Annotated in this window: 28 protein-coding genes and 1 tRNA gene; 17 read left to right on the top strand and 12 right to left on the bottom strand. The window is 72.6% G+C overall.

Features of this window, described 5'->3' with window-relative positions; genetic code table 11:
• Nucleotides 1-144 precede the first annotated feature (144 nt).
• From ACOOHE_RS19385 to ACOOHE_RS19375, 3 genes are all read left to right on the top strand, one after another.
• Nucleotides 145-387, top strand: coding sequence for a hypothetical protein (locus ACOOHE_RS19385; RefSeq protein ID WP_420455746.1), 243 nt, complete (start codon nucleotides 145-147; stop codon nucleotides 385-387).
• A gap of 83 nt (nucleotides 388-470) precedes the next feature.
• Entirely contained in the window at nucleotides 471-839 is a 369-nt protein-coding gene (locus tag ACOOHE_RS19380) for a hypothetical protein (protein ID WP_420455745.1), read from the top strand.
• Nucleotides 840-908: 69 nt separating this feature from the next.
• Nucleotides 909-1,847 carry a hypothetical protein gene (locus tag ACOOHE_RS19375; protein WP_420455744.1) on the top strand — a complete coding sequence of 313 codons (939 nt, stop codon included), beginning with the start codon at nucleotides 909-911 and terminating at the stop codon, nucleotides 1,845-1,847.
• A 183-nt stretch (nucleotides 1,848-2,030) separates the two neighbouring features.
• Here ACOOHE_RS19375 and ACOOHE_RS19370 read toward each other — a convergent pair whose 3' ends face one another.
• The 3 genes from ACOOHE_RS19370 to ACOOHE_RS19360 all read right to left on the bottom strand — a co-directional run bounded on the left by ACOOHE_RS19370 (nucleotide 2,031) and on the right by ACOOHE_RS19360 (nucleotide 3,074).
• Nucleotides 2,031-2,321 carry a helix-turn-helix domain-containing protein gene (locus ACOOHE_RS19370; RefSeq protein WP_420455743.1) on the bottom strand — a complete coding sequence of 97 codons (291 nt, stop codon included), beginning with the start codon at nucleotides 2,319-2,321 and terminating at the stop codon, nucleotides 2,031-2,033.
• Between the two features lie 52 nt (nucleotides 2,322-2,373).
• Nucleotides 2,374-2,736, bottom strand: a complete 363-nt coding sequence (locus ACOOHE_RS19365; protein ID WP_420455742.1) for a type II toxin-antitoxin system RelE/ParE family toxin — start codon at nucleotides 2,734-2,736, stop codon at nucleotides 2,374-2,376.
• A gap of 264 nt (nucleotides 2,737-3,000) precedes the next feature.
• A tRNA-Val gene (locus ACOOHE_RS19360) sits at nucleotides 3,001-3,074 on the bottom strand.
• A gap of 362 nt (nucleotides 3,075-3,436) precedes the next feature.
• On the opposite strand from ACOOHE_RS19360, the gene ACOOHE_RS19355 reads away from it, so the two are divergent.
• From ACOOHE_RS19355 to ACOOHE_RS19340, 4 genes are all read left to right on the top strand, one after another.
• Nucleotides 3,437-3,832, top strand: a complete 396-nt coding sequence (locus ACOOHE_RS19355; RefSeq protein ID WP_420455741.1) for a hypothetical protein — start codon at nucleotides 3,437-3,439, stop codon at nucleotides 3,830-3,832.
• Between the two features lie 42 nt (nucleotides 3,833-3,874).
• A complete protein-coding gene (locus ACOOHE_RS19350) occupies nucleotides 3,875-5,809 on the top strand; it encodes a mechanosensitive ion channel family protein (protein ID WP_420455740.1) in 1,935 nt (644 codons plus the stop codon).
• A 222-nt stretch (nucleotides 5,810-6,031) separates the two neighbouring features.
• Nucleotides 6,032-6,709 (top strand): endonuclease V, encoded by a 678-nt coding sequence (locus ACOOHE_RS19345; RefSeq protein WP_420455739.1) that lies wholly within the window; start codon nucleotides 6,032-6,034, stop codon nucleotides 6,707-6,709.
• A 302-nt stretch (nucleotides 6,710-7,011) separates the two neighbouring features.
• On the top strand, nucleotides 7,012-7,983 hold the full coding sequence (locus tag ACOOHE_RS19340; protein ID WP_420455738.1) for an RsmB/NOP family class I SAM-dependent RNA methyltransferase: 972 nt from the start codon (nucleotides 7,012-7,014) through the stop codon (nucleotides 7,981-7,983).
• A 173-nt stretch (nucleotides 7,984-8,156) separates the two neighbouring features.
• On the opposite strand, the gene ACOOHE_RS19335 is transcribed toward ACOOHE_RS19340, so the two are convergent.
• On the bottom strand, nucleotides 8,157-9,074 hold the full coding sequence (locus ACOOHE_RS19335; RefSeq protein WP_420455737.1) for a diacylglycerol/lipid kinase family protein: 918 nt from the start codon (nucleotides 9,072-9,074) through the stop codon (nucleotides 8,157-8,159).
• A 113-nt stretch (nucleotides 9,075-9,187) separates the two neighbouring features.
• Here ACOOHE_RS19335 and ACOOHE_RS19330 point away from each other — a divergent pair, with 113 nt between their 5' ends.
• Nucleotides 9,188-9,844, top strand: a complete 657-nt coding sequence (locus ACOOHE_RS19330; protein WP_420455736.1) for a hypothetical protein — start codon at nucleotides 9,188-9,190, stop codon at nucleotides 9,842-9,844.
• Nucleotide 9,845: 1 nt separating this feature from the next.
• On the opposite strand, the gene ACOOHE_RS19325 is transcribed toward ACOOHE_RS19330, so the two are convergent.
• Nucleotides 9,846-11,279, bottom strand: a complete 1,434-nt coding sequence (locus ACOOHE_RS19325; protein WP_420455735.1) for an alpha/beta fold hydrolase — start codon at nucleotides 11,277-11,279, stop codon at nucleotides 9,846-9,848.
• Nucleotides 11,280-11,396: 117 nt separating this feature from the next.
• On the opposite strand from ACOOHE_RS19325, the gene ACOOHE_RS19320 reads away from it, so the two are divergent.
• Together ACOOHE_RS19320 and ACOOHE_RS19315 are read left to right on the top strand one after the other, a co-directional pair.
• On the top strand, nucleotides 11,397-11,951 hold the full coding sequence (locus tag ACOOHE_RS19320) for an RNA polymerase sigma factor (RefSeq protein WP_420455734.1): 555 nt from the start codon (nucleotides 11,397-11,399) through the stop codon (nucleotides 11,949-11,951).
• The gene (locus ACOOHE_RS19315) at nucleotides 11,948-12,361 is read left to right on the top strand and encodes a hypothetical protein (protein ID WP_420455733.1); all 414 of its coding nucleotides are present in this window, start codon (nucleotides 11,948-11,950) and stop codon (nucleotides 12,359-12,361) included. The genes ACOOHE_RS19320 and ACOOHE_RS19315 overlap by 4 nt, the downstream gene beginning before the upstream one ends.
• A gap of 95 nt (nucleotides 12,362-12,456) precedes the next feature.
• Here the strand turns inward: ACOOHE_RS19315 and ACOOHE_RS19310 are convergent, their stop codons facing one another.
• Nucleotides 12,457-13,008, bottom strand: a complete 552-nt coding sequence (locus tag ACOOHE_RS19310) for a hypothetical protein (protein WP_420455732.1) — start codon at nucleotides 13,006-13,008, stop codon at nucleotides 12,457-12,459.
• Between the two features lie 60 nt (nucleotides 13,009-13,068).
• Nucleotides 13,069-13,818, bottom strand: a complete 750-nt coding sequence (locus ACOOHE_RS19305) for a MerR family transcriptional regulator (protein ID WP_420455731.1) — start codon at nucleotides 13,816-13,818, stop codon at nucleotides 13,069-13,071.
• A 76-nt stretch (nucleotides 13,819-13,894) separates the two neighbouring features.
• Between ACOOHE_RS19305 and ACOOHE_RS19300 the strand changes: the two genes are divergently transcribed.
• Entirely contained in the window at nucleotides 13,895-14,590 is a 696-nt protein-coding gene (locus ACOOHE_RS19300; protein ID WP_420455730.1) for a prolyl oligopeptidase family serine peptidase, read from the top strand.
• Between the two features lie 390 nt (nucleotides 14,591-14,980).
• Nucleotides 14,981-15,982, top strand: a complete 1,002-nt coding sequence (locus tag ACOOHE_RS19295; protein ID WP_420455729.1) for an Fpg/Nei family DNA glycosylase — start codon at nucleotides 14,981-14,983, stop codon at nucleotides 15,980-15,982.
• 126 nt (nucleotides 15,983-16,108) lie between these two features.
• On the opposite strand, the gene ACOOHE_RS19290 is transcribed toward ACOOHE_RS19295, so the two are convergent.
• Both ACOOHE_RS19290 and ACOOHE_RS19285 read right to left on the bottom strand, forming a co-directional pair.
• A complete protein-coding gene (locus ACOOHE_RS19290; RefSeq protein WP_420455728.1) occupies nucleotides 16,109-17,308 on the bottom strand; it encodes a hypothetical protein in 1,200 nt (399 codons plus the stop codon).
• The gene (locus ACOOHE_RS19285; RefSeq protein WP_420455727.1) at nucleotides 17,305-17,655 is read right to left on the bottom strand and encodes a hypothetical protein; all 351 of its coding nucleotides are present in this window, start codon (nucleotides 17,653-17,655) and stop codon (nucleotides 17,305-17,307) included. Before ACOOHE_RS19285 ends, ACOOHE_RS19290 begins: the two co-directional genes overlap by 4 nt.
• 142 nt (nucleotides 17,656-17,797) lie before the next feature.
• Here ACOOHE_RS19285 and ACOOHE_RS19280 point away from each other — a divergent pair, with 142 nt between their 5' ends.
• The 5 genes from ACOOHE_RS19280 to ACOOHE_RS19260 all read left to right on the top strand — a co-directional run bounded on the left by ACOOHE_RS19280 (nucleotide 17,798) and on the right by ACOOHE_RS19260 (nucleotide 22,766).
• Nucleotides 17,798-19,510, top strand: coding sequence for an ATP-dependent DNA ligase (locus ACOOHE_RS19280; RefSeq protein WP_420455726.1), 1,713 nt, complete (start codon nucleotides 17,798-17,800; stop codon nucleotides 19,508-19,510).
• 150 nt (nucleotides 19,511-19,660) lie between these two features.
• On the top strand, nucleotides 19,661-20,767 hold the full coding sequence (locus ACOOHE_RS19275; RefSeq protein ID WP_420455725.1) for a phosphoesterase: 1,107 nt from the start codon (nucleotides 19,661-19,663) through the stop codon (nucleotides 20,765-20,767).
• A gap of 27 nt (nucleotides 20,768-20,794) precedes the next feature.
• Nucleotides 20,795-21,376: a DUF421 domain-containing protein gene (locus ACOOHE_RS19270; RefSeq protein WP_420455724.1), complete on the top strand. Its 582-nt coding sequence runs from the start codon at nucleotides 20,795-20,797 to the stop codon at nucleotides 21,374-21,376.
• Between the two features lie 11 nt (nucleotides 21,377-21,387).
• Nucleotides 21,388-21,948, top strand: a complete 561-nt coding sequence (locus ACOOHE_RS19265; RefSeq protein WP_420455723.1) for a DUF421 domain-containing protein — start codon at nucleotides 21,388-21,390, stop codon at nucleotides 21,946-21,948.
• A complete protein-coding gene (locus tag ACOOHE_RS19260; RefSeq protein WP_420455722.1) occupies nucleotides 21,948-22,766 on the top strand; it encodes an Fpg/Nei family DNA glycosylase in 819 nt (272 codons plus the stop codon). Before ACOOHE_RS19265 ends, ACOOHE_RS19260 begins: the two co-directional genes overlap by 1 nt.
• 2 nt (nucleotides 22,767-22,768) lie before the next feature.
• Here the strand turns inward: ACOOHE_RS19260 and ACOOHE_RS19255 are convergent, their stop codons facing one another.
• The 3 genes from ACOOHE_RS19255 to ACOOHE_RS19245 form a co-directional block, all read right to left on the bottom strand.
• Nucleotides 22,769-23,488 carry a hypothetical protein gene (locus ACOOHE_RS19255; RefSeq protein WP_420455721.1) on the bottom strand — a complete coding sequence of 240 codons (720 nt, stop codon included), beginning with the start codon at nucleotides 23,486-23,488 and terminating at the stop codon, nucleotides 22,769-22,771.
• A complete protein-coding gene (locus ACOOHE_RS19250; protein WP_420455720.1) occupies nucleotides 23,485-24,450 on the bottom strand; it encodes a DNA-methyltransferase in 966 nt (321 codons plus the stop codon). The genes ACOOHE_RS19255 and ACOOHE_RS19250 overlap by 4 nt, the downstream gene beginning before the upstream one ends.
• Before the next feature lie 225 nt (nucleotides 24,451-24,675).
• A complete protein-coding gene (locus tag ACOOHE_RS19245; RefSeq protein WP_420455719.1) occupies nucleotides 24,676-25,578 on the bottom strand; it encodes an alpha/beta fold hydrolase in 903 nt (300 codons plus the stop codon).
• Between the last annotated feature and the right edge of the window lie 10 nt (nucleotides 25,579-25,588).

The following is a 25,588-nucleotide window of genomic DNA, read 5'->3' as shown; positions in this document are numbered from 1 at the left end:
GGGGGCAGGCTCAAGGTACAGAAAAATCTGCCCGCCGTACAGAAAACTCTTGACATGGTACAGACAAGTCTGTACATTGGGATCAGTCAAAGGCGCTGCAACGCCTCCCCTTTCACCGGCCGACAGGCCACCCCGCACAGAGCCATGTTCAGCATCACCGTCCACGTCCCCTCCGCCCTCCACGGCTCGCTCGCCGTCGTCGCCAACGTCGAGCCCGGCCGCTACGAAGTCGAGGGCGTCAAGGCCCCCCACGGCGCCCCCGTCGCCTGCACGCCCGACCTCCTCGACGAGATCGAGACGTCGATCGAGTACGAGCTCCAGTGCGCGAAGTACGAGGCGCTGTTCTACAACTGCGAGGACCCCGCCCTCATCGCGCTCTACTCCTGATTCCGCCGCCGCCCCAGACCCCCACTCGGTCCGGGGCGCTCCCTTCTGGACAAACTGGACACTCCCCCTCGATTCGCAAACCCATGTACGACACGCTCCGCACGCTCGACGACCCCGCCGACCTCGCCCGTTACCTCCGTCTCAAGGCCGAGCGGAAGCGGCTCGACGCCGAGCTCAAAGCGCTCGAACCCACGATCTACTCGGCGCTCCTCGACGAGGACGGCTCGACGTTCGACACCGACGGCCTCACGCTCTCAGTCCGCACGCGGCGGACGTACGAGTACAGCCCGGCCGTCGACGCGCTGGCGGGCGAGTTGAAGGCGCTCAAGACGTACGAGGTCAAGGCCCGGATCGCTGCCTGCACGAAAGCCACCGGCTACGTCGCCGTCACGAAGACGCCGCCTGCCCCACCGGCCAAGACGGCCCGCCCGCCGCTCCGCCTCGCTGCCTGAGTTGTCGAGCGGCCCGGCTCTACGACGGCCGCTCGGTTCACCGTCCCCCCAATCCATACCCCTTCCACCATGAGTGATCAGACCACCGCACCCCACGCGACGACTCCCGCCGTCGCTCCCGCACCCGCCCTGGACTACCTGAGGACGGGCCGGTACCACGCCACCACGGGTGAGGCTGGAGAGCCCGACGAGCACGACGCGGCCCGAGCTGAGAGGCTCGCCGAGGTCATCGAGGCGCTCTCTCGGCCGGCCCCCGCCTTCATGGCCGACGTCCCGACGGAGGACGCGACCCCGGGCGATCTCGCCCCCGCCGACCACGCCCTGAACACGGACCTCTGGCCCAACGGGGAGACCCTGCCCCGGCTTCTCGCTCGGCTCCGCGCGTTCGCGGCGAGCGAGGGGGCCGTCGACCTCTTCGGCTACTTCGGGGCGTTCCCGTGCCGGAGCTACGGCGCCCCCGCGCTGGGGTGGCGTCCGGGGGAGACAGCCGAGTCTCTCGCTGAGCTGGGGCGGACCCGCGAACGCCTCGGCAAGCCGACGCCCGAGGCGGCGGAGGTGGGCAAGGGGTTCGCCCGGTACACGTGCGCGCTGACGGGGAAGGGGTTCGCCCTCCCGCTCGGCGCCCCGGTCCCCTGTCTCACGCTCCCCCTCGGGGAGCGAGCCCTCGCCGACCCGCTCGCGCTCCCCCCTCGCTCGAAGGACCGTCCCGGAGAGTACGTGGACGCCCTCGACGCCACCCCGCACCGCCTTGATGTCCACCCGGCGCTCGTCGAGGCTGGGCCGGCCTACGTCCTCCGGGCCGCTTGGCAGCGGGTGGAGGATGACCTCTTCTCGTTGACGGAGAAGCTCGACGACGTGCTCGACAGGGCCGCCGCCTTCGCGGGGCTGGAGCCGTCGGACCTCCCTGCCGAGTGGCCTTCCCGAGCCTACCGGAAGTGGACTCGCCAGAGACATGACGGTGGAGCGAAGACGTGGGAGCGCGAGCTCGTCGGGTTCCGGTCCGAGTAGGGCTCGCCCCTCTGTCGCTGCCTCCGTCGGCTCCGGCCGGCGGGGGCACTCGGCCTCGGCCAGTGGTTCCTCGCAAGTAATGTTCTCGTCAGGACGGAAACCATGAGGGGGACCGCCGAGGGTGAGTGCCGGCGGTGGTTCCTGGCAAGTTGTGTTCCCCTCCTGACAGAAACCCCTCCCGGCCTACGCAGCGGCGAGCCGGTCCGTGTCGACGCTGACCCCGACGCCGGCCCGGTGGCAGAGCTTGATGAGGAGGTCCGTCGTGAACTTCGAGAGCCGACCGTTGGCGATCTCGGAGACGCGGGGCTGGCTCACGCCGAGCGCGTCGGCGGCCTCGGCCTGCGTGTCGAACTCGCCGACGTAGGACGCCAGCGCGGAGAGGAGCCGGGACTTGACCGCGAGGAGGGACGCCTCCTCGTCGTCGAAGCCGAGGTCTGCGAAGACGTTGCCAGTGGAAGGGGTGGGGCCGGTCATGGGAACGGGGGGCTGTGGGATACGGGTGCGGTGCGCGTCGAGGCGAGCGGGGTCAATCGAGGCCCTCGGCCGCCCGCCACTCGACGATCTCGCGGTAGCGGCTGGCGGCGAGGTCCTTCTGATGCTTCGGGAGGTCGATCCCCTTCGTCGCCTTCTTGTGGACGACGTAGAAGGCGTAGACGGCCTCCCGGAAGCGGGCGACGTAGAACGTCCGGTAGGTCTCGCCGTCGTGGTTCGTACGGATGGCGTAGACGCCGCGCCCGACGCTCGGCATCGGCTTGGCGCTCCCCGACTTCCCGCCGCGCTGGGCCTCGTCGAGCGCGAACCCCACGTCCTGCTTGACCGGGTCCGGGCAGGCGCGGAGGACGTCGAGCGCGTCAGCCCAGAACTGGAGCGGCTTGAGCGGGGAGGGCATTCGTGAGAGGCGGAGTGTTCAGTATACGCGATCCCGCATAAAGTGTTCCACCCCGCCCGCCGTCGTGTCTCACGGCCCCGATGGGTCTCACTCGCGACCCGTCTCGATAGGTCTCATGTCTCACGTGTCTCACGTCTCAACCGGGCGTTTCCGCTGAGACACGTCCGCTGGGGGCGCCGAGGCCAGCCGGACGAATGTTGTACCCATGTTGTACCCCGAAATGGCAAGCCCCCTGTCCTGCAAGAGGATAGGGGGCTTGTGTCGTGGGCTCTACTGGATTCGAACCAGTGACCTCGTCGATGTCAACGACGCGCTCTAACCAACTGAGCTAAGAGCCCTCAGCCCGCTGGGAGGCCAGCGAGGGCCGAGAACATACCGCGCGGGGCCGAGGCCGGGCAAGGCGCGGGCGCGCGGTCCGTGTGAAGGCGGACGGAAGCTTGCGCTCAGGTCCAGGGGCCACGATTACGATTTGGGCCGACGCCGGGCGTCTCCTGCTCCCCCCGGCAGGCCGAGGCTAGCGGTCAAGGCTGTTCACCAGGCGCGGAACGGCCTCGGTCTCGTGACAAACCCCGTTGCGAAAGCGCGCGCCCGGCCCCGCGCCGAGGCGGCCGACGACGGCGGACCTCACGCTGGCACACGCTTTGGGAGACCGGCCGATCCCCCCCGGTCTCCCATGCTCGCCGTGAGCGCCCCGTCTCCTTTGGCCTCAACGCCCCGTCCCGCGACCGGCGACGCGGTCGCGCGTGCGATCGAGGAGGTCGGGGCGGTCTCGGGGGCGTACGCCGCTCCGCCGTGCGCCTTCCTCGCCCTCCCGCCCCAAGCCGAGGCACTGGTCGCCCCTCTCCGGCCCGACGGCGCCGCACACGGCGCGTGGGTGCTCGTGACGGTCCGCGCCAGCGGCGAGCTGGGCCAGCGCGTCCACCTCCGCGAGCGGTGTCTGACGGCGGCCCAGCGGGTCATGCTCGCGCTCTCGTGCGACGGCGTCGACAACGCCTGGGTGGGGGAGGGGCTGCCCGACGCGGCGGCGTTTCAGGCCGCCGGCGCCGACGTCCGGGGCCGGGTCCCCGTCGGGCTCGTGTGGTGCGCCACGGGCTGAACGCGCCGGCGGTATCGTATGGGGAGACTCCCCACGCCGCCCGTGCCGACCGTCCTCCGCTGGCTCCTGCTCGTCGCCTTCGCCGCCTCCGCCTCGGCGCAGACGGCCGCCCCCGCGCCGCCGGCCACGCCGACCGACACGGCGGCCGTTGACTCGACGGCCCTGGCCGACTCGACCGCCGCCGACTCGGCCGCCGTCGCGGGCGGCTCGGCCGTCGAGACGCTGTCGGACTCGGCCGCGGCCCAGCTCGACTCGGCCGCCGTCGCGGCCCTCGCCGACACCGCCGCGACCGTCACCGACGCGCTCGAAGAGGGCGTCGACGTGGGCCTGCTCGGGCGGACGCTGTTCCAGGTCTGGGGCGGCCTCGGAAACTTCTCGCCGGAGCAGCGGGCCGAGCGGCTCTCAGAGCGCTTGGCCGACCTCGCCCAGAGCCGCGAGATCGACCCCGAGGCCCTCCGCATCGTCGACGGCAACACGCTCACCACGATCCAGGTCGGCGACGTGATCGTGATGACGGTGACCGACGAGGACGCCGCCGCGCTCGGCCTGACGCGGACGCAGGCCGCCGAGCGCTACCGCGGGCTGATCGTCGAGGGCGTCGTGACGTACCGCGAGCAGGCCACGCTCCGAGGCGTCCTGTGGGGGCTCGCGTACTCGGCCCTCGCCCTGCTCGTGCTGGTCCTGGCGCTGCGGGCACTCGGCCGGCTGTTCGCCTGGCTCGACGCGCGGACGCTCTCGACGCGCGAGCGCTACCTCCGGGGCGTCCGGATCGGGACGCTCGAGGTGGTCGGCAAGGACCAGGTGGCCCGGTTCGGCCGCGTCCTCGTCGGGCTGACCCGGGTGGCCCTCTCGCTCGTCCTGGTCTACACGTTCCTCACGTTCGTCTTCGGCCAGTTCGCGTGGACCCAGAGCTGGAGCGAGAACCTGCTCGAGGCCGCGCTCACGCCGCTCCGCCAGCTCGCCGCCCTCCTGCTGAGCTCGATCGACAACGTCATCGCCATCCTGGTGATCATCGTCGTCGTCCGCTGGATCATGCGGATCTCGGACTACCTGTTCATGCGGGTCTCGCGCGGCGAGGCCGAGCTCAAGGGGTTCCACGCCGAGTTGGCCGACCCGACCCGGAAGATCGTCAAGTTCTTCCTCATCGTAATGGGCATCATGCTCATCTACCCGTACACGCCGATCGCCGACAACCGCGGCTTCCAAGGGCTCACGGTCTTTTTCGGGTTGCTGATCTCGCTCGGGTCCTCGACGGCGATCTCGAACATGGTGGCCGGCGTGGTCCTGACCTACACGCGGGCGTTCCGAGTCGGCGACCGCGTCCGTGTGGGCGAGGCGTTCGGCGACGTGGTCGAGAAGAGCTTCTTGGTGACGCGGATCCGGACGACGAAGAACGAGGACATCTCGGTGCCCAACGCGAACGTCCTGTCGAACCACATCGTCAACTACTCGGCGATGGCACGCGACGGGAGCGGCGTCATCTTGCACACCGAGGTCACCATCGGGTACGACGTGCCGTGGCCGCGCGTCCACCAGCTGCTGACCCAGGCGGCGCGTGACACGGTCGGGGTCGAGCCCGAGCCGCCGCCGTTCGTGTTGCAGACGGGGCTCGGCGACTTCTCGGTGGCCTACCAGCTCAACGCCTACACCAAGGAGGTCACGCGGATGGCTCGGCTCTACAGCGACATCCACCAGCACATCCAGGACCGGTTTGCCGAGGCCGAGATCGAGATCCTGAGCCCGACCTACGAGGCCTACCGCGAGGGCCCCTCGACGGTCCCCGACGCGGCGGCGCTCCGCGACGTCGCCGGCCGCCGCGCCGCCACGACCCCCATCTCGGCCACCGACGGCGCCGACGCCGCGCCGGAGACCGACCCGGCCGACCTCCCGGACGTCGAGCTCCCGACGCTCCCCGAGGTCCCGAAGGTCCACCTCCCGAAGTTCCTGGGCGGTGGGACGGGGGAGGACGGGGCGTAGGCCCCCAGCCAGCGGGACGGGCTGCTCGCTGGAAATGGGAACGGGCAAGCGAGAGGGGAGCCGACCACCGACCCTCCCCGTACGGACACGACTCGTCGTGTCCCTGCCGAGCGCGAGGTCGCCAGCGGGCTGGTCGGACACGACGAATGGTGTCCCTACGCCAGATGGCGGACCGCGGCTGGCGTCCCGTGCGTCCCACCCGTCCACCTGCCCTCCCGCGCCGTGCCCGCCCTCGACCTCCGCCACGCCCACGCCTGGGACGTCACGCCGACGGAGGCCGTCGAGATCCAGCGCCAGCTAGCGCCGCTCGTCCGCCAGGAGCCGCTCGACTTCGAGGCCGTGCGGACCGTTGCCGGGCTCGACGTCAGCGTCCGCGACGACCGGGTCCGGGCGGCCGTCGTGGTGTTCGACGTCCGCGCGCGGGCCGTCGTGGACCAGGCGATCTGGGAGGGGCCGACGCCGTTCCCCTACGTCCCGGGCCTGCTGAGCTTCCGCGAGGTCCCGGCCATCCTGCCGGCGCTGGAGCAGCTCGCGGCGCTGCCCGACGTCTACATGCTGGACGCCCAGGGGCTCGCGCACCCGCGCCGGTTCGGGCTGGCGTGCCACCTCGGGGTTCTGCTCGACGCGCCCGCGCTCGGCGTCGCCAAGTCGATCCTGGTGGGCCGCGTCGAGGGCGAGCTGGGCGAGGCGAAGGGGAGCGGGGCGCCGCTCGTCCACAAGGGGGAGACGGTCGCCGTCGCGCTCAGGACGCGCGAGCGGGTCAAGCCGGTCTACGTGTCGGTCGGCCACCGGATTACGTTGCGCGACGCGGGCCGGCTGGCGCTCCGCCTGGCCGAGAAGGTGAAGCTCCCCCAGCCGACGCACCTCGCGCACCGCCTGAGCTACCGCGGAGAGCTGTAGCTCGCTGCGCTCGCGGGAACGAGGAAATGGGAATGGGGAACGGGCAGAGGCGGACGCCCGCTGTCGTCTCGGAGAGGCCACGAGGCGCCGTCTCGCTCTTCGCTCGGGCGCTCCCTTGACCTTGGCGCAGGTGGTCCTCGGCGCTGGGGTCGGACCAGCGCGCCCTCTGCCAATTCCCATTTCCTCGTTCCCATTTCCCGGCGAGCGCAGCGAGCCCTCGTCTCCTTCCCCTTTTCCCGGTACCCTGGATCTGAAACGGCGATTGTGGGGGGCTAGCGTTGCCTTCCACTCTACCCGCCCCCGTGCCGCTTCCCGACCCGTTCGTCGCCCGGCTCCAGCAGATCGTCCCGGCCGACCGGCTCGACGCCGTCCTCGCCTCGTTCGAGGCGCCCATCGCGACGGGCTTCCGCGTCAACACCATGCTCCGCGACGAGGAGGAGACGGTCGCGGTGCTCGAGGACGAGGACGTGCCCGTCGCGCCGGTCGAGGGCGTGCCCGGCGCCTATTCCGTTCCGCCCGACGGGCGCCCGGCGCTCCTCGCCAGCCGGCCCTATGCCGACGGCCACATCTACATCCAGAACGTGTCGAGCCAGCTGGCCCCGCTCGCGCTCGCGCCGCGCTCCGGCGACCGCGTGCTCGACCTGTGCGCGGCGCCGGGCTCGAAGACGGGCCAGCTCTCGGCCCTCGTCGGGCGGCAGGGCGAGGTCACGGCCGTCGAGAAGGTCCGGCCCCGGTTCTACAAGCTCAAGGCCAACGTCTACGCCCAGGGCGCCACGAATGTGCTCCCGTGGATGGGCAACGGCGCCGTCTACTGGCGCCGCGAGCCCGAGTCGTTCGACCGCGTGCTCGTCGACGCCCCGTGCTCGACCGAGGGCCGCTTCCGGACGCACGAGCCGGAGACGACGGCCTACTGGAGCCCGCGCAAGATCCGCGAGATGCGCTCGAAGCAGGTCAAGCTGCTGTGGGCCGGCATCCAGGCGCTCAAGCCCGGCGGCACCCTCGTCTACTCGACGTGCACGTTCGCGCCCGAGGAGAACGAGGGCGTCGTGGCCAAGGTGCTCAAGACGTTCGGCGACGCCCTCGAGCTCGTCGACGCCGGGCTCCCGACGCGCGGGCCCGTCGCCGACCAGGCCGCGCCGGGGCTGTCGGCGTGGAACGACCGGCCGTTCCCGCAGTCGCTCGAGCTCACGCGGCGCGTGTTGCCGAACGAGCTCTTGGAGGGGTTCTACGTGGCCAAGCTCGCCAAGCGGGCCAGCACCGTCAACGGCAGCTAGCGCGCTCGGCGCGGGGGGGCATCCCAAGTCCTGTCGCCGTGCCTCCGTTCGGAGCTGGGGGGCGTGTGGGGTATGGGCGTGGGGGGTTTGGACGAGACCCTCCTCCCATACCCCCCACGCCGTCCGGTCCCGAACAGAGACCGGGCCGTCGGACGTGGTCGGATCCACCGACTCTACCGCCCCGCCTTGGCCCGGTACTCCGGCCCGACGCAGACGCGGAGGGCACCCGGGACGGCCTCGAACGTGATCGGCGCGTTCGTGCGGAGCTCGCCGTCGACGTTGAACCACATGCCGGGCCGAGACCGGATGCGGAGCCGGGAGACCCGGTTGTAGACGATGTCGCCGTCGTCGAGGTAGTCGCCGGCCAGGACCCGCGCCGCCAACCGCCCCAGGTCGGCCCCGGCGCGGACGACGACGACGTCGAGGAGCCCGTCCTCGGGGTCGGCGCGGGGGGCGACCGGCTTGCCGCCGCCGGCCGTCCGCGCGTTCGCGACGACCACGTTGTAGGCCGCGATCCGCTCGTCGGGCCCGCCGTCCCAGGCGAACCGCGTGTCGTAGTCGGTGAGGTCCGGGAGCGCCTTGACCGCGCCGACGAGGTAGGCCAGCGGCCCCCACGTCGCCTTGAGCTCCGAGGTCATGACCTCGTCGACGGCCCCCGAGAACCCGCCGGCGCAGACGTTGATGGCGTAGTCGGTCTCGTCGTGGTCGTCGGGGTGCGAGACGCGGATGACGTCGAGCAGGCGCCGCTCGGCCCGGCGGATCGCGTCGGCGGCCTCGATGGGGTGGGCGCTCCGGTCGATCCCCAGCGTCCGCGCGAAGTCGTTGCCCGTGCCGACCGGGATCACGCCGAGCGCGGGCCGGGTCTCGGCCGTCGTCCCGGCCCGCATCAGCCCGTTCGCGACCAGGTGGACCGTCCCGTCGCCGCCGGCCGCCACGACCAAGTCGATCCCGGCGTGGGCCGCGTCGGCGGCGGCCTCGATGGTGTCCTCGGGCGCGTCGCAGTCGACGAACTCGACGCCGGGGATCGTGCGGAGCGCCTCGACGTCGGACTGGTCGGCGCTGCCGGCGGCGGAGTTGTAGAGGACGCGCATAGCCAGGGAAAGGGGATCCGGTCTACGTCGCCCGGGACCGCGCGGTCCCGCCCCACGGCCAGCTAGGGCCACCGCTGACGCAGCGGTGACGCTCGCGCGGCGGACCTTGCGGCATGGGACGATTCTTCCTGTGCTCCTACTGGCCGCTCGTCAAGACGCTCGGCGGGCGCCGCGCCGTCGAGGCGTACGCGCTTCCACCGTATGCGAACGGGATGAGCCGCCGCGAGCCCGACTTCGAGCACCCGATGCCGGCGCTCACGTCGTCGAGCCGGGGGCGGGGGTTCGTGCCGCGCCTGGCCGTCGGCGACACCGTGCTGTTCACGACGACGAAGGGGCGGTGGGGCGGCGTGCCGGGCCGGCCGGCGCACTGGCGCCTGGTCGCCGTGCTCGAAGTGGCCGAGCGGTTCGGGTCGCACGCCGACGCCGCGGCGTGGTACGCCGCGCGCCGGATGCGCCCGCCCGGCAACCTGGTCGTCGACGGCAACCCGCCGCTCCCGGTCCCGCTCACGATCCATCATGGGGAAGTCCACGACGGCGACTGGGACGCCGTGTGCGCCGACCGCGCGGCCGAGTGCGGAACCGTGCTCGCGTGCGAGACGCGCGTGCTGGATCTGTTCGACCCGCCGCCCATCGTCCAGGACGACTGGCTCGCCCTCTTCGGCACCGTCCCCAACACGCGGACGCCGCCCGAGATCTCGGAGGCCCAGTTCGACCGCCTCCTCGCAATCGCGGATGACCGGCGCGAACCGGACCTCCGACGGGCGGCCTGAGTCAGCGCGTCGCGTCGTCGAGCGCGGAGCGGAGGGCGTCGGCGAACGCCGCGGGCCGGTCCATCCACAGCGAGTGGCCGGCGCCCTCGACCACGGCCAGCGTCGCGTCGGGCAACCGCCCCACGACGCGGGGCCACACGATGGGACCGGGGTCGACGTAGTCGCACGTCCCAATGATCGCGCGGACCGGCCCCTCGAAGCGCTGGAGCGTCGGCCAGAACGCGGCGACCTGGGCGTCGAGCGTGGAGTCGGAGAGGACGGCGCTCGCGACCGCGCCGTTGTAGAACACGCCGCCGCCCTGCATCTGGCGCCAGTTCGACCCGTCGCACGTGTTGACGGCGGCGAACTCGACCCGCCACGCTCGCGACCGGTCGCGGGCGGAGAGCGCGCGGCGCGCGGCCTGGAACTCGGCGTCGATGGCGCCCGACATCACCTGCTCGGCCGTCACGTCGGCGAACCGCTCGGGCATCAGCCCCTCGTCCACGAGTCGCCGGAGACCGCGCAAGGTCGGGGCGATCAGCCCGTCGATGTAGGCCTGCGACACGGCCGCCGAGTCCGCGTCGGGCCAGACGTCGGCGAGGAACTCGGTCCCGGGTCCGGTCTGCTCGAACGCCGCCGGGAGCACAGGGCCGACGAGGACCAGCCCGCGGACGCGCTCGGGGCGGGCGGCGAGGTAGGCGTAGGCGAGGTGGTTGCCCATCGAGTGGGCCACGAGTGTCACGCGGTCCAGGCCGAGGTCGTCGCGGAGCGCGTCGAGGTCGGCGACCAGGCGGCCCAGCGTGATCGTCGAGTCCGGGGCCGGCGACCGGAGCGACCCCCGCTGGTCGTAGAGCACGAACCGCGTCCGGTCGGCGAGCGGGAGGAGAGCGTCCACGAGGTAGCTGTGCTCGGCGCCCCACCCGCCGTGGAGCACGACGACGGTGTCGCCGGCGGCTTGGGCCCGGCCGACCTCGTAGACGTAGGTCCTGTGCCCGTCGTCGGCCGTGGAGGTCCACTGCTCGCTGGCGAGCGCCGGGTAGACCGGCTGCGCCTGGGCCGGCCCCGCCAGGGCTGCGAGCCCGACCGCGACGGCGGCGGCGAGGGCTCGGCCGGGCACGTCGAGCGACAGCCGGGCGGAGGCGAAAAAGTAGGCGACGTAGCCCAGGGCGGCGCCCAGGGCGGCGAGGCCCCAGGGGGCCGCCCCCTGGCCGTCGAGGCCGAGCGCGCCGCTCACGACGAGGGCCGCGCCGAACCCGGCGAGCACGAGGCCCCAGCGGAGCGCGGTCCAGCGCGCGGCACGGGCCTCGGCGTCGAGGGCGAGCGCGTAGCCCTCGTTGAGCATGCCCTGGTCGATGAGCCGGCGTCGCGTGGCGCCCTTCGACCAGATGAAGGCGATGATGACGGCGGCGACCGAGAGCGTCTCGACGGCCATGTCGAAGGAGTCGAACGGGTCCATGGGAGGACGGGGTGGGTGTGCCCCGACAGAGACCGCATCTCGGCCCAGGGTTGCACGGCACTCCTTTTTTCTGCCCTGTGCAACCCTGCCACTGGCCCACGTCTCTGTTGGGCGCCCATGCCCGACGACTCCGCCCTCCTCCGCTCTGCTCGCTCAGGTGACCCCGACGCCTTCCGCACGCTCGTCGTCCGGTACCAGGGGTTGGTGGCGCACGTCGTCGGCCGCGTCGTCGCGGACCCCGCCGAGCGGGAGGACGTCGGGCAGGAGGTGTTCCTCCAGGTCCACCGCCGGCTCGACCAGTTCCGCGGCGACGCCCAGCTCTCGACCTGGGTCGGGCGGATCGCGTATCACGCCGCGCTCCGCCACGTCCGCAGGCGGCGTCCCACGCCGATCGGGCTCGGCACCGACGCCCCCGAGCCGCCCGGACCCGACGACTCCGACGCGGCGTCCGAGGCCGAGCACCGCGACCGCGTGCTCCGGGCGGCCATCGACTCCCTGCCGCCGGCCCACCGCGTGGCCCTGACGCTGTTCCACCTCGACGGGCTCTCACACGCCCAGGTCGCCGAGACGCTCGGGCTCCCGCTTGGGACGGTCAAGAACACGCTGTTCCGCGCTCGCAAACGGCTCAAAGATCTCCTCCTCACCGCGACCCCCCGCGAGGACTGGCTATGACCCCGCTCTCCGACTCTGACCTCCAGGCCCTCCTCTCCGGCGACCTCGACCCCTCCGACCTCTCGGGACGCCTGGACCCCACGACTCAGGCCGCCCTCGACGCCTACCGCGAGGTCTGGGCCGCGCTGGAGATGGAGCCCGCCCCGTTCGCACCCGGCTTTGCCGACCGGGTCGTAGGGGCCGTCGAGGTCGAGCGCCGGGCGGCCTCGGCTCCACGGCGCTCCCTCGCTGCACCGGCGGTGACCGCCTTGGGAGCCGTCCTTCTGCTGGTGTTTCAGGCCCCTCTCACCCAGGCCTTCGCCGGCCTCGCCCCAGTGGATGCTCTTCCCTGGGTGGCCTTCGGGCTCCTGACGCTTGGTCTTGCCGAGGGGCTCGACCGCGTCGTCCGCCGTCGCGCTTCAGGATTGTAGAAGGACGAGGCTGGCACGTCCCGCCCAGCCGGCGCTCGCGAGCCGGGCGCCCGGCGCCGTCTACGGTCCGTCTCCGACAGGCCGCGTGACCGGGCTCAGAACGTCCGGGTAAACGAGCCGATGAGGAACACCAACAGTGCCGCGATGAGCCCGGAGACGACGACGTGGACCGCTGGCCGGCGCGTCATGGCAAGCGTCGTGGCGAGGCCCGCCACGACCAGCGCGATCCACGGCACGGGGTACCCCCAGCTCCCGTAGTTGAACCCGTAGTCGAGCGCCCCGTGGACGCCGGACGCAGCCATGAGCCCGAAAAAGTAGCGGTGGTTGGCGAAGTAGTACGTGCGGAGGTCCTCCCCGTCGCCCACGTCGTCGGGGAGCGCGGCGGCGCAGAGGAGGAACAGCAGGACCGGGCTCCCGAGGTGGAACGCGAACCGGCCAAACGAGCCGAGCACGGGCGAGGTCACGATCTCCGAAAAGACCCACCAGTACATCAGCACGAGCAGGAACGTCAGGCCTGTCCAGAAGGCCGGGAGCCAGTGCCACCGCCGCCGCGCCCGGACCGTCCGGTGCAAGCTCAGCAGGAGGTCGGCCAGGCCGAGCCCGACGATGATGCCGACGAACGGGAGCAGGACGGTCGCGCGATCCACGGAGCCGGGTGCCAGTGAGCCCGCCAACCTACCCGACGGCAGGCGCACCGGGACGTGGCTCTACCGAGCCTCGCGAGCGCGCTGGGCGTAGGCGAAGAGCGCCTGCATCCGGTCTGGCGAAAGCCCGTTCATCTCCGAGATCTGGTCGTGGTTGTCGTTCCACGCATTCCCGAGGGACTCGTGGAGACCAGCGTCGCCGCCGGTGAACATCGCCACCAGCTCGTCCCAGCGGTCCACGAGCGCCTGGACCTTGGGGTCGGCGGGGTCCGTGCCGGCGTCGAGCTCCCGGCCGAGCGCCTCGAACAGGCGGGGCCACTCGGCCTCGACGGCGCGGACCTGGTCGTCGCCGAGCTGGTGGCGGCGCTCGGCAAGCTGGTCGAGCTGCTCCGGGGTGTAGTGCTTTTCGACGTCGTTCATGGTTTGGGTGAGGGCGAGGAAGGTGGCGGGGTCGACGGGGACGCCGGTCTCGGCGCGGAGCCGGAGGAGCCGTTCGAGGTCGCCGAGCCGGCCGGCGAGGGCGTCGAGGCGGGCGGCCTCAGCGGCGAACGCGGCGCGCTGGTGGGCGACGAGGGCGACGGGGTCGATGTCGGGCGCATCGAGGACGTCGCGGATCACGTCGAGCCCGAGCCCCAGCGCGCGGAGCGCCGTGACGTGGTGGAGCCGCTCGACCTCGGCGGGCCCGTAGCGCCGGTGGCCGGCCGGGCTCCGCCGGGCGCGGACCAGGCCGATCTCGTCGTAGTGGTGGAGCGTGCGGACGGTGACGCCCGACCGGGCGACCACCTCGCCGACACGGAGGTCTGACGTGCTCATGCCCCAGCGTACGGCCCTCACCCAGCGTGAGGAGCAAGCGCCGGACGCTAGCTTCACACACGCTCCACCGACGCCGATGCTCCGCCTCCTCTGCCTCGCCACGCTCATGACTGTCGCCAGCGCCCAGCCCCGCCTCGCCTACGACGGCGGGTGGACCGACACGGCCTCGGGCGACGCCCTCGTCTCGCTCCCCGACGGCTACGACGCCGAGCCCGACCGCGCGTGGCCGCTGCTCCTCTTCCTCCACGGCGCCGGCGAACGCGGCGACAGCCTGGCGCTCGTCGGCGTCCACGGGCCGCTGAAGGAACGGCGCCAAGGGCGCGACCTCCCGTTCGTCATCGTCGCGCCCCAGGTGCCGACGGGCGAGCGGTGGACGGTCGGCCGGGTCGCGGCGGCGCTCGACGCGGCCCTCGCCACGTACCGCATCGACGCCTCGCGCGTAACCCTCACGGGCCTGTCGATGGGCGGGTTCGGCACGTGGGAGGCCATCACGCAGATGCCCGAGCGGTTCGCGGCGGCCGTCCCGATCTGCGGGGGCGGGCTGCCGCTCGGCGTCGAGGCCGCGCGCGGCGTGCCGGTGTGGGCCTTCCACGGGGCGATGGACCCCGTCGTCCCCATCGCGTCGTCGGTCGGGATGGTGGGCGCGCTCCGCCAGGCCGGCGGCGACGTCCGGTTCACGGTCTACCCCGACGCCGGCCACGACTCGTGGACCGAGACGTACGCGAACCCCGAGGTCTACGAGTGGCTCCTCAGCCACCGCCTGGGCGACTGAGCGTCAGGGCCGGCGGGGCGCAGGCTTCGCCCTGTCGGGCTTCGGGGCGGCCGGCGGCTTGGCGGCCGGCTTGGCTGGCGGCGTCCAGCCGGCGAACGTCGGGGCGGGGGCGACCGGCCAGCGGTGCGGGGGGACGGGCGGCTTCGGAGTCGGCATCCGGCGGGGATGTGAGCGAGTGGCCGGCATCGGTCCGCGTGGCCGAGAGTTAAACGGTGGCCGAGACCGTCCGGTGCGCCCCACCAGCGGGCAGGTCGGGCCGCGCCGTCCGCTGCGCGGATCTACGGACGCACCGAACCCACGGATCGGCGGGCTAGGGCCAATCCCGAACCGGTCCCGGGGCCGAACCCGACGCGGTCGGGCTCATACCCACCGCCCGACTCCACCCGCCCGATGCCCGAAGGACCCGAGGTCCAACGCTCCGCCGACCTGCTGCACGACGCGCTCGCCGGCCGCCCCATCCGCGCCATCGGCGCCCGGACGAAGGCGGCCAAGGCGTGGCTGGCCGAGCACCCCGACGCCTTCGTCGGCCAGCGCGTCGAGCGGGTGTGGGCGCACGGCAAGCACCTGGTGGGCGAGGTCGAGGGCGACCTGTTCTTCCACTCTCACTACCTCATGTGGGGCCGCTGGATGGTGGTGGCCCCCGACGCCGACGAGGTGGCCACGCGCGACCGCCGCGAGCGGGCCCGGATCGTGACCGACGACGCGGCGGCGCTGCTGTACTCGGCGCCCAAGTTCACCGTCGGCCGGGGCGACCCGTACGAGCAGATCCCGGCGCTCGGGCTGCTCGGGCCGGACGTGCTCCCGGAGAGCGGCGCCTTCGACGCCGATGAGTTCTTGCGCCGGCTCGACCTCCAGCCCGACCGCGAGATTGGGTCGGCGCTGCTCGACCAGTCGGTCGCCGCGGGCGTCGGCAACTACCTCCGAGCCGAGATCCTCTTCACGTGCCGGATGGACCCGTGGCGTGTGGTCGGCGAACTCGACGACGAGGAGCGGGCGTGCCTGGCCGAGACGACGCCGCGCTTGTGCGCCCAGGCCTACCGCGAGGGCGGGCGGACCGTGCCGGAGGCGGTCCAGGCCCAGCAGGCCGCCGACCGCGACCTGCGCTACTCGCCCCACGCCCACGCCTGGAACACGCGCCACTGGGTCTTCCGCCGGACCAACCTCCCGTGCCTCCGCTGCGACGACTACGTCCGCCAGCAGCACCAGCTCTCGCACGAGTGGACCGACGACGACGGCGCGACGGTCGAGAAAAAGCGGACCATCTACTTCTGCCCGACCTGCCAGGGCGTCGCCGCCGAGCACGTCAAGAAGGCCCGGCCGCACCGGGACCGGCGCCCGCCGGACTCGGAGTGGGCCCCGCCCGAGGAGGCCACCGACCCGGGCACCGACTGATACCAAGTCCGGTTGATCCGTCGCTGATCGGAACTGGAGGGGGTGGGGAGCCCGTGTGGGCGTGGAATGCGGCCTCCTCCCACACCCCCAACCCCACACACTCCACCCGGATTTGGTATGACCGGCCTACGGGCCGAGCGGCGACGCCAGCGACGGGGCCGCGACGCCCTCGCCAAAGTGGGCCACCAGGCGGAGCAGCGCGAGGACGTTCCCGGTCGGCTCGCCGTCGAAGTCGCGGCCGAGCGTGAACGACAGGGCCCGGTCCGGAGCGACGGCGACCGAGAGCTCGCCGGCCACCCGGTAGCGGTCCTCCGCGCCCGAGAGGCCGACGCGGTAGACCCCCTCGGCCGAGACCGTGACCCCGCCTCGCGGCGCGTCCCACAGCAGCCGGCCGCCGAGGTCGACCGCGGCCTCCGAGCGCCGGCCGGAGAGGCCGGGCTCGCGGAGGTACCGCGCCACGCCGAGGAGCGTCGCCGAGCGGCCCGTGACGCCGGCCGTCGTCCACGCGCCCCAGCGGTAGGTCTCGGCGTTGTCGAACGCGCTCCCCGGGAACACCACGGCCCACGCCCCGGCCACGTCCCACGACACGCCGAGCCGCCGTTCGGGCAGCGTCCCAATCGCGCCGGCGGCCCCGGCCTGGGCGGCCACCTCGACGCCCCGGGCGACGGCGGCCTCGCGGTCGCTCCGGGCCTCAATCAGCGCCCGCCGTTGGGCGCCGCTGGCGGACCGGATCTCCTCGGTGAGCCGCTGGATCTCGGCGTCGGCGGCCTGGGCCCGCTCGACGGCCTGCCGGAACGCCGTGGTCGCGACGCGGAGCGCGGCGACCGCCGAGTCGCGGCGGGCCCCGTAGCCTTGGTACCCGCGGTCAATGGCCCCGATGAGGAGCGACGCCCGGGCGCCCAGGGCGACGGCGGGCGCGGGCTCCGCCAGCCCGAGGTCGAGCCGGTCCGTCGCGGCCGAGACGGCGAGCGTCCGGCGGACGGCCTCGACGGGGGCGGAGGTGCCGGCCTCGTAGTCGGCGTAGCTGAGGCCGGCGATCCCGCCCAGCCAGAACGGGGCGAGCTGGACCGCGACGGCGTCGAACAGCGTCCCCTCGGTGGCCCGGGCCACCGTCGAGACGGCGAGGGCGCGGATCGAGCCGGGGGCCTCGACGGCGCTCGGCGCCCCGCCCAGCAGGAGAGACCCCGGGGCCTCGGGCGCGCGGAGGAGCGCCACGGTCACCGTCGTGTCCGGCCCACCGAGCTGGGCGTGGGCCGGGGGCGCGAGCAGGGCGAGCGCCCACAGGGCGAGCGCCCACAGGGCGAGCGCGGGGCGGAGGCGCGTCATGAGAGCAGCAGGTCGACGTTGGCGTAGAACCAGTCGAGCTCCTCGTCCGGCGGGTCCTCGCGGAGCGTGCAGGTCCAGTGCCGGTGCCCGCCGGTGAGCCGGTAGTCGATCCGGTTGGGGACGGACGACTTCGGGCCTTTGACGCTCGTGTAGACCTTGACACGGCTCCCGTCGAGGGCGTCGCTCGCGCCGAGGTCGAGCGCGAGGTGCCCCTCGTGGCCCTCGACCACGAGCGCGCCGTTGACGGTGACGTCCGTGACGGCCAGGCCGGCCGACCCGATCCGGAGCGAGAGCTCGACACGGCGTCCCGGCAAGAGGTCGTAAAGAGTGTTCGTGGTCAGGATCATGGGCGCGGCGGAGGGGGAAGGTGGAGTCTAGAGCGAGCAGGGCGATCCCGCGTCCGCGTCCGCTCTTTTCGGTGGGGCCGGGGCGGGACCCGCGACCGGGCGCGACCGTTGAGAGCGCTCCCCCCGACAGCGCCCGGCCGCCGTGTCCGCTCCGTTTGCCACCCTCGCCGCTGCGCTCGCCGACATCGCCGAGGCATCCGGCCGCCACGACAAGGCGGACCGGTTGGGCGCCCTCCTGGCTGATCTCGACGACGACGACCTCCGCCGCGCCGCGCGGTGGGCCGCCGGCCGCGTCTTCCCACTCAGCGACCAGCGGACGGTCCAGGTCGGGTTCTCGGCCCTCCGCCGGGCGACCGCCGCCGCGACCGGCGCCGACGAGGACGACTTGCGGGCCGCGCTCGTCCGCCAGGGCGACCCCGGCGACGTGGCCGCCGGCGCGCTCGCGGCGCTCGTCCCGCCCGTCGAGCCCACGCTGACGCTGGCCGACGCCGACGCCTTTTTCGCCGAGGTCGCGAGCGCGCGCGGGGGGACGAAAAAGGCGGCGCTCATCGCCGAAACGCTGGGCCGCGCGACGCCGGTCGAGGCCCGGTTCGTGGTCAAGCTGCTGGCGGGCGAGCTCCGGATCGGGATGCTGGAGGGCGGCGTCGAGTCGGCCCTCGCGCGGCTGTACGAGCGGGCCGGCGCCGACGTCCGCCGGGCCCACATGCTGACGGGCGACATCGGCGAGACGGCCGTCCTGGCGCGGCACGGGCGGCTCGGGGAGGCCCGCCTCCGCCTGTTTCACCCGATCAAGTTCATGCTGGCGACGGCCGCCGAGGCGTCGGACGAGCGGACGCTGGCCCAGGAGGTCGGCCGCCAGATCCCGCCGCCGGTCGCCGTCGAGGACAAGTTCGACGGGATTAGGGCCCAGGCCCACGTCGCCGCCGACCCGGGCGGCCCGGACCTGCACGGCGTGGCCGAGGGCGGCGCCCGCGTGGCCCTGTTCTCGCGGACGTTGGACGCGATCACGCCGGCGTTCCCGGACCTCGTCGGCCCGCTGGCGGGGTGGGCTCAGGCGTCGCCCGGCGGCGTGATCGTGGACGGCGAGATCGTCCCGGTCGATGCCGAGGGCGCCGTCGTGCCGTTCCAGGCGTTGCAGCGGCGGCTCGGCCGCAAGACGGCGTCGGCCGACCTCCTGGCCGAGGTGCCCGTCGCGTTCGTCGCCTACGACGTGCTCGCCTGGGACGGCGAGCCGGCGCTCGACCGGGTGTTCCGCGAGCGCCAGGCGCTCCTCGACGGGCTCGCGCTTGGCGGCCCGCTCCGCCGCTCGGCCGTCACCGTGCTCGACGACCTCGACCGGCTCGACGACCTGTTCGACCAGGCGCGGGCGCGGGGCAACGAGGGGCTGATGGTCAAGGCGCTCGGATCGGTCTACAAGCCGGGCCGGCGCGGGCGCGCCTGGCTCAAGGTCAAGAAGGCGCTCGCCACGCTCGACGTGGTCGTAACGTCGGTCGAGCGCGGTCATGGCGGGCGCCGGAAGCTGCTCTCCGACTTCACCTTCGCCGTCCGCGCCGGCGACGACGACCCGGCGCTGCTCAACGTCGGCAAGGCCTACTCCGGCCTGACCGACGCCGAGCTGGCGGCGCTGACCGAGTGGTTCGAGGGCCACACGCTCCAGACGTTCGCCCACGGCAAGGTGCGGACGGTCGTGCCCGAGGTCGTCGTCGAGGTGGCCTTCGACAACGTCCAGGTCTCGAAGCGGCACAAGAGCGGCTACGCGCTCCGCTTCCCCCGGATCGTCCGCTGGCGCCAGGACAAGCCGGCCGACGAGATCGACACGCTGGCGACGGTCGCCGCCCTCGCGGGGGACGTATGACGATCGCCGGACCCCCCGCCAGTCCCGCCATCGCTCCGCTCAAGGCGGCTCTGGCTGTCCCCCTTCAAGGGGAACAGTCCCGTCGCCCCTGAGCGGAGCGATGGGCGACGGGACGGGGGGTCATTCATTGACGAGCATCCTCTTCCACTGATGACGTTTGCCGATCACCTCGCCGCCGCCCGGGCCACGTTCCGCGCCTGGCTCGACGCCGTCCCCGAGGGCGGCCGGGTCGTCGTGTTCTGCCACTTCGACGCCGACGGCCTCGGCGCCGGCGCCGTGTTCGGGCGGGGGCTGGCGCGGCTCGGGCTCGACGTCGAGGTCGTGTCCTCGGGCCGCGACGAGTCGGCGTTCTCGGAGGGCGCCCGCGAGCGGCTGGCGGCGCTCGGGCCGGACGCCCTCGTCGTGACGGACCTGGGCGTGAACGAGGCCGGGACGCTGGAGCCGGCGGTGCCCGTCCTCTACGTGGACCACCACCGGCCGAGCGGCGAGCCCGCCGGCGCGTTCGTCGTGTCCGGCTACGACTGGGACCCGATCCCGTGCTCGGCGTGGCTGGCCTACGACCTGGTGGTCGATGTTGTGGACGTGGCCGACCTCGACTGGATCGCGGCCGTCGGCGTGCTCTCCGATCTCGGTGACAAGGCGCCGTGGCCGATGCTCCCGGCTGTCAAGAAGCGGCACACCGCCAAGTGGCTCAAGGAGACCGTCGCGCTCGTCAACGCCGCCCGGCGCGCGCCGACCTTCGACGCCGAGACGGCGCTCGACGCCCTCATGGCGTTCGACGACCCGAAGACGCTGGCGACCGCCGAGAGCCCGGCGGCCGACCGGCTCCGCGCGGCCCGCACCGTGGTCAAGGACGAGGTGGCTGAGGCGCGCAAGGCGGCGCCCATGTTCTCTGAGCGCGACGTCGCCGTTCCCGACGGCATCGCGCCGGACGGGCTGCGGTTCGCGCTCGTCCGCGTCCACTCGGCGGCCCAGGTCCACCCGCTCATCGCGCAGCAGTGGCGGGGCCGTCTCAAAGAGTACCCCGTGATCTGCGCCAACACGGGTTACCTCGATGGGATCGTGGCGTTCTCGACGCGGGCTGCGCGCCGTGACGTCCGCCTCCCTGAGATCTACCAGGCCATCGACACGCCGGGCTGGAACGGGCGCTGGGGCCACGGCCACGACCAGGCGTCCGGCGGCCACCTCCCGCCCGACGTGTTCAACGCGGTCCTCGACGCGCTCGGCTTTGGACCCGAAGCGCACGTCGGCGGGTAGGCGGTCCGCCCCGCGCCCCCCATCTTCATGGCCGACTGGTTCACGACTTCCTGGAGCGCCGTCGCCGCGATCGCGCTGTCGGCCGTCGCCGTCTACGCGCTGATCCTGGTCTACACGCGCATCGCGGGGTTACGGAGCTTTGCCAAGATGTCGAGCTTCGACTTCGCCATGACCGTCGCCGTCGGGTCGTCGCTGGCCTCGGCCGTGCTGACCCAGCGGCCGACCGTGGCCGAGGCGGCCGTTGGGCTGGGCGTGATCTACGCGCTCCAGTGGTCCGTCGGGCGGCTCCGCCACGACTCGGCCCGGTTCCAGACGGCCGTCGACAACGAGCCGCTGCTGCTCATGGACGGGGACCAGATGATCCGGGAGCACATGCACCAGGCGAGCATCACCGAGGACGACCTGTGGGGCCGGCTCCGCGAGGCGAATGTGCTCGACGTGTCCCAGGTGCGGGCGGTCGTGCTCGAGACGACGGGCGACATCTCGGTCCTGCACGGAGACCCCGGCGGCCTCGACCTCCAGCCGCGCCTGCTCTCGGGCGTCCGCGGCGCCGACCGCCACACCGACGCCGAGGTCGACCTCCGGCCCTCGACCGACCGCACCGTCTGACGCCGCCCGCCATGACCGACTGGTTCGTCGCCTCCCCCACCAGCTTGCTCGCCGTCGTCCTGTCGACGCTGGGCATCTACGCCGTCCTGGTGGCGCTCACCCGGCTGGTGGGCCTCCGGAGCTTCTCGAAGATGACGAGCGTCGACTTCGCGCTGACCATCACGACGGGCGCGGTCCTGGCCTCGACGTTGCTGACCGAGAGCGTGCCCCTCCTCCAGGGCGTCGTGGCGCTGGCGTCGCTGTTCGCGCTCCAGGCGGCCTTGTCGTGGGGCCGGCGGCACGGGCTCTCGGCCGTCGTCGACAACGACCCCATCGTGCTGATGGCGGGCAGCCAGATGCTCCACGACAACCTGCGGCGCGCGCGCGTGACCGAGGCGGACGTCTGGGCCAAGCTCCGCGAGGCCAACGTGCTCCGGCCCGACCAGGTCCGCGCCGTCGTCTTGGAGACGACCGGCGACATCTCGGTCTTGCACGGCGAGGCGGACGGGACCGCGCTCCACCCGTGCCTGCTCCGGGGCGTCGAGGACGCCGACGCGCTCGATCTGGGCGACGACGACTACCCAACAAACTGATGGCCGAGGGCCACGCCGTGATCCGCTGGGCGCGGCGCCTGGCGCCGCTCGTCGGCGAGCCGCTGGTCCACGTCACGATGCCGAAGCGGTGGGGCGGCCGGCCCGCCGGCTTGGTCGGGCAGCGCCTCCTGGAGCCGATCACACGCGGCAAGCACCTGTTGCTGCCGCTCTCGGGCGGCGAGACGATCCACTGCCACGGGGCCCAGTACGGCTCGTGGCAGATGGGCGAGCGCCCGATGGAGCTCCGCAAGGAGTCCCGGCACGTCCGCTTGCGCCTCGACACGGCCGGCTGGGAGGCCGTCTTCTACCACGGCCCGACCGTCGAGCTGCTCACACCCGACGAGCTGGCAACGCACGAGCGCCTCAACAGCCTCGGCCCCGACGTGATGGCGCCGCTCCCCGACCACACGCCGGGTGGGACGTTCGATCGCGCCGAGGCCGCCCGCCGCATCCGCGACAAGGGCGACGATCCCATCAAGCCGACGCTCCTGGACCAGCGGGTGGTGGCCGGCGTCGGCAACATCTACGCGAGCGAGGGCCTCTTTTTGGCGGGCGTCGACCCGCGCCGGCCGGCGGCCTCGGTGACCGACGCCGAGCTCGACGCGCTGTGGGACGCCGTCCGCCCGATGATGTGGGACGGGACCGAGCGGTGGGGCCGCACGATGACGACGCCGCCCGAGATGCGCGAGCGGGGCGAGACGCGGTGGGTGTACCAGCGGAAGGGCAGGCCGTGCCTGGTCTGCGGGACGCCGGTCGAGTTGGTGAGGTTGCCGCCGTACGACCGGGCGAGCTACCTCTGCCCGAGTTGCCAGGGGTAGCGTTACCGGACGTATCGCTGTTGGCACGTCTGGCTTACCCGCTGGAGAGCCGCCGCGTAGGCGTTTGTCGTCTCGGCATACCGGACCCAACGAAACGGGAACGGCTCCTTGTTCGCCGCACTGAAGTCGAGCACGAGGAACTCGTCGAAGGCGTCGGCAGCCCCCGTCGATCCGTCCCGGAGCCGAGCGATGGCATCGGCCGCTTCGGAGGCCGGGGCAGGGCCTGTCCGTCCGGGCTTGTCGTAGAAGCGGTCCGGCCCCTCGTACGAGCGGTAAGCCTCTGCGTGGTTCACCCCGACGACCCCAATCGAGATCGCGCCGGGCGTCACAGACTCGAACTGGCGGGCCTGTTTACGGAGGTCGCCGATCACGCGGTCGATCTGCTTGATCATGGCCGTCGCCAGGATCTTAACCTCGACGCCGATTCGCACGTCCGCCGTCTTGCCACGCGCCACGCCGAACCCGCTCACGAGTGCGGGCTCGACACTCACGAGGCGCTCGCCGAACGTCCCGTCGCCGCGTCGCATCTTGCGCCCGGTCACCTTGTTCTCCGTGTTGACGACGAGTTCTCGACTCTCGACGCCCTCGACGTACGCCCGAGACCGGCCCAGGTCATAGAGGTCCTCGAACACCGTCAGGCTCAGGGCATTGCCAACCGTCGAGCTCCGGTGCTTGTAGGCCTGGCCGGAGAAGGCGGCCTCGAAGGCATCGAGCAGTTTCATGAGGGCGACGTCGTGAACGGGGTCGCGCTCTCGCGGACGCCGGGGATCAGGGGGATCTGGCTGGACAGGGATCGGCGCAGCCGGCTCAGGGCGAGGTCCATGTACGAGGGCTCGACCTCGACGCTCACGCTGTTCCGCCCCCACGTCCCTGCCGCCAGCGCCGTCGTGCCCGTCCCCGAGAACGGGTCGAGCACCGTGTCCCCGACGAACGAGAACATCCGGACGAGCCGCTCGGCGACGGCCAGCGGGTAGGGCGCCGGGTGCTGCCGGGTCGAGGCCCCCCCGATCTGCCAGATCTGTTGGTACCAGTCCCGGTGGTCCTCTGCGGGAATCACCGAGAGCGCTCGCATGGCCGCCGTCGGGCGCCGGTACCCGCCCGGCTTCCGCTCGAACAGGACGTACTCGATGTCGTGCTTGATGATGGCGTTCGGCTCGTAGGGCTTTCCCAAGAACGTCGAGCCGTTCCCGGTGGCTTCCGTCGCCGCGTTCGAGATCTTGTGCCAGATGATCGGGGCGAGGTTGTCGAACCCCAGCTTCCGGCACCGCTCCTGGATGCTCGCGTGGAGCGGGAACACGACGTGCCGGCCGTACTTCCGGCGCGACAGGCACACGTCGCCGACCACGACCACGAGCCGCCCACCGGGAACGAGGAGCCGCTGGACCTCGGCCCACACGCGGTCGAGCTGGTCCAGGAAGTCCTCGTAGTCCTCGACCTCTCCGAGCTGGTCCGCGTGGGGTTCGTACTCCTTGAGCGTCCAATACGGCGGCGACGTTACGACAAGGTGGACGCTCTCGTCCGGCAGGGGGAGCCGCGACCGAGCGTCGCCCAGGAAGAGGGTGTGGGAGGTCGGGACTTGGCGGATCGCCCGCTCGATCTCGGCGACCGCTGCTGGGTCCTTCGCCAGTCCTGGGATGGCGCGCTGGCCCTCCTGCTCGATGCGTTCTGAGACGGCGGCCGGCACGAGGGATTCTAGCGTGCTGCCACCCGCTCCGTCTCCACTCCCCGCGTGCCCCCCACCCGTTTCAAGCGTGACTGTTTTCATGCTGCGAAGATAGAGGCGCGGCCCCCCGGGGCCCCGACATTCCCGCTGTACGACGTACGACCTCCCTCCGCCCTCGTTGCCCGAACGACACCGCCCGCCCCAGCACGGTGGCCAAGGCGGGCGGAGGGAGCCGGAGCCGGGAGGTCAGACCCGGCGGAGGTCGTCGGCCGGCTGGTGCGTCATGACGGGCCGGGCCGGGGCGCCCTCGGGTCCGCCGAGGAAGCCGAGCAGGATCTCGTTGAACCGGTCCGGGTGCGTCAGGTTGAGCCCGTGCGGGGCCCCGTCGATCTCTTCGAGCACGCTGCCGGCGACCATCCGGTGGCCCTGCCGCGCCGACACGTCGATGGGCACGATGTCGTCGCCGGTGCCGTGGACGAACAGGGTCGGCACATCGATGCGGGCCATGTCGGGGCGGAAGTCGGTCGTGCCGAAGGCGTCGACGCAGTCGAGCGTCGCCTCGGGCTGGGCGCTGCACGCGATCCGGTGGGTGTAGTCCAGCATCTCCTCCGAGATCGGGTGGTCGAGCACGCCCCAGCCGACGAACTTCTTGCCGAAGCCCTTGAGGAAGTGGGGCCGGTCCTCTCGGATCCCGTCCTTCATGTCCTCGAACACCTGGGCCTCGACGCCGTCGGGGTTGTCGTCGGTCTGGAGCATGAACGGGACGACGGACGACACGAAGGCGACCTTCCCCACCCGGTCGGTCCCGTAGCGGCCGACGTAGCGGGCGACTTCGCCGCCGCCCATCGAGAACCCGACGAGCGTGGCGTCGCGGAGGTCGAGCTCGTCCATCAAGTCCTTGAGGTCGGCCGCGAGGGTGTCGTAGTCGTAGCCGCCCCACGGGAACGCGCTCGACCCGAACCCGCGCCGGTCGTAGGCGACGACGCGGTAGCCGGCCTCGGTGAGCGGGCCGATCTGGGGCTCCCACATCCGCCAGCTCAGCGGCCAGCCGTGGATGAGGACGACGGTCCCGGCCGTCCCGGACGGGTTGCAGTCTTGGTAGAACAGCTCGGCGGCGGGCTGAGCGGAGGACGTCTCGACGTTGGGCATGCGGAGGGGA

This window comes from Rubrivirga sp., from assembly GCF_965213695.1.
Lineage (GTDB): Bacteria > Bacteroidota > Rhodothermia > Rhodothermales > Rubricoccaceae > Rubrivirga.
The sequence above is the reverse complement of the archived record's forward strand: the minus strand, read 5'-3'. Positions and strand labels throughout refer to the sequence as shown.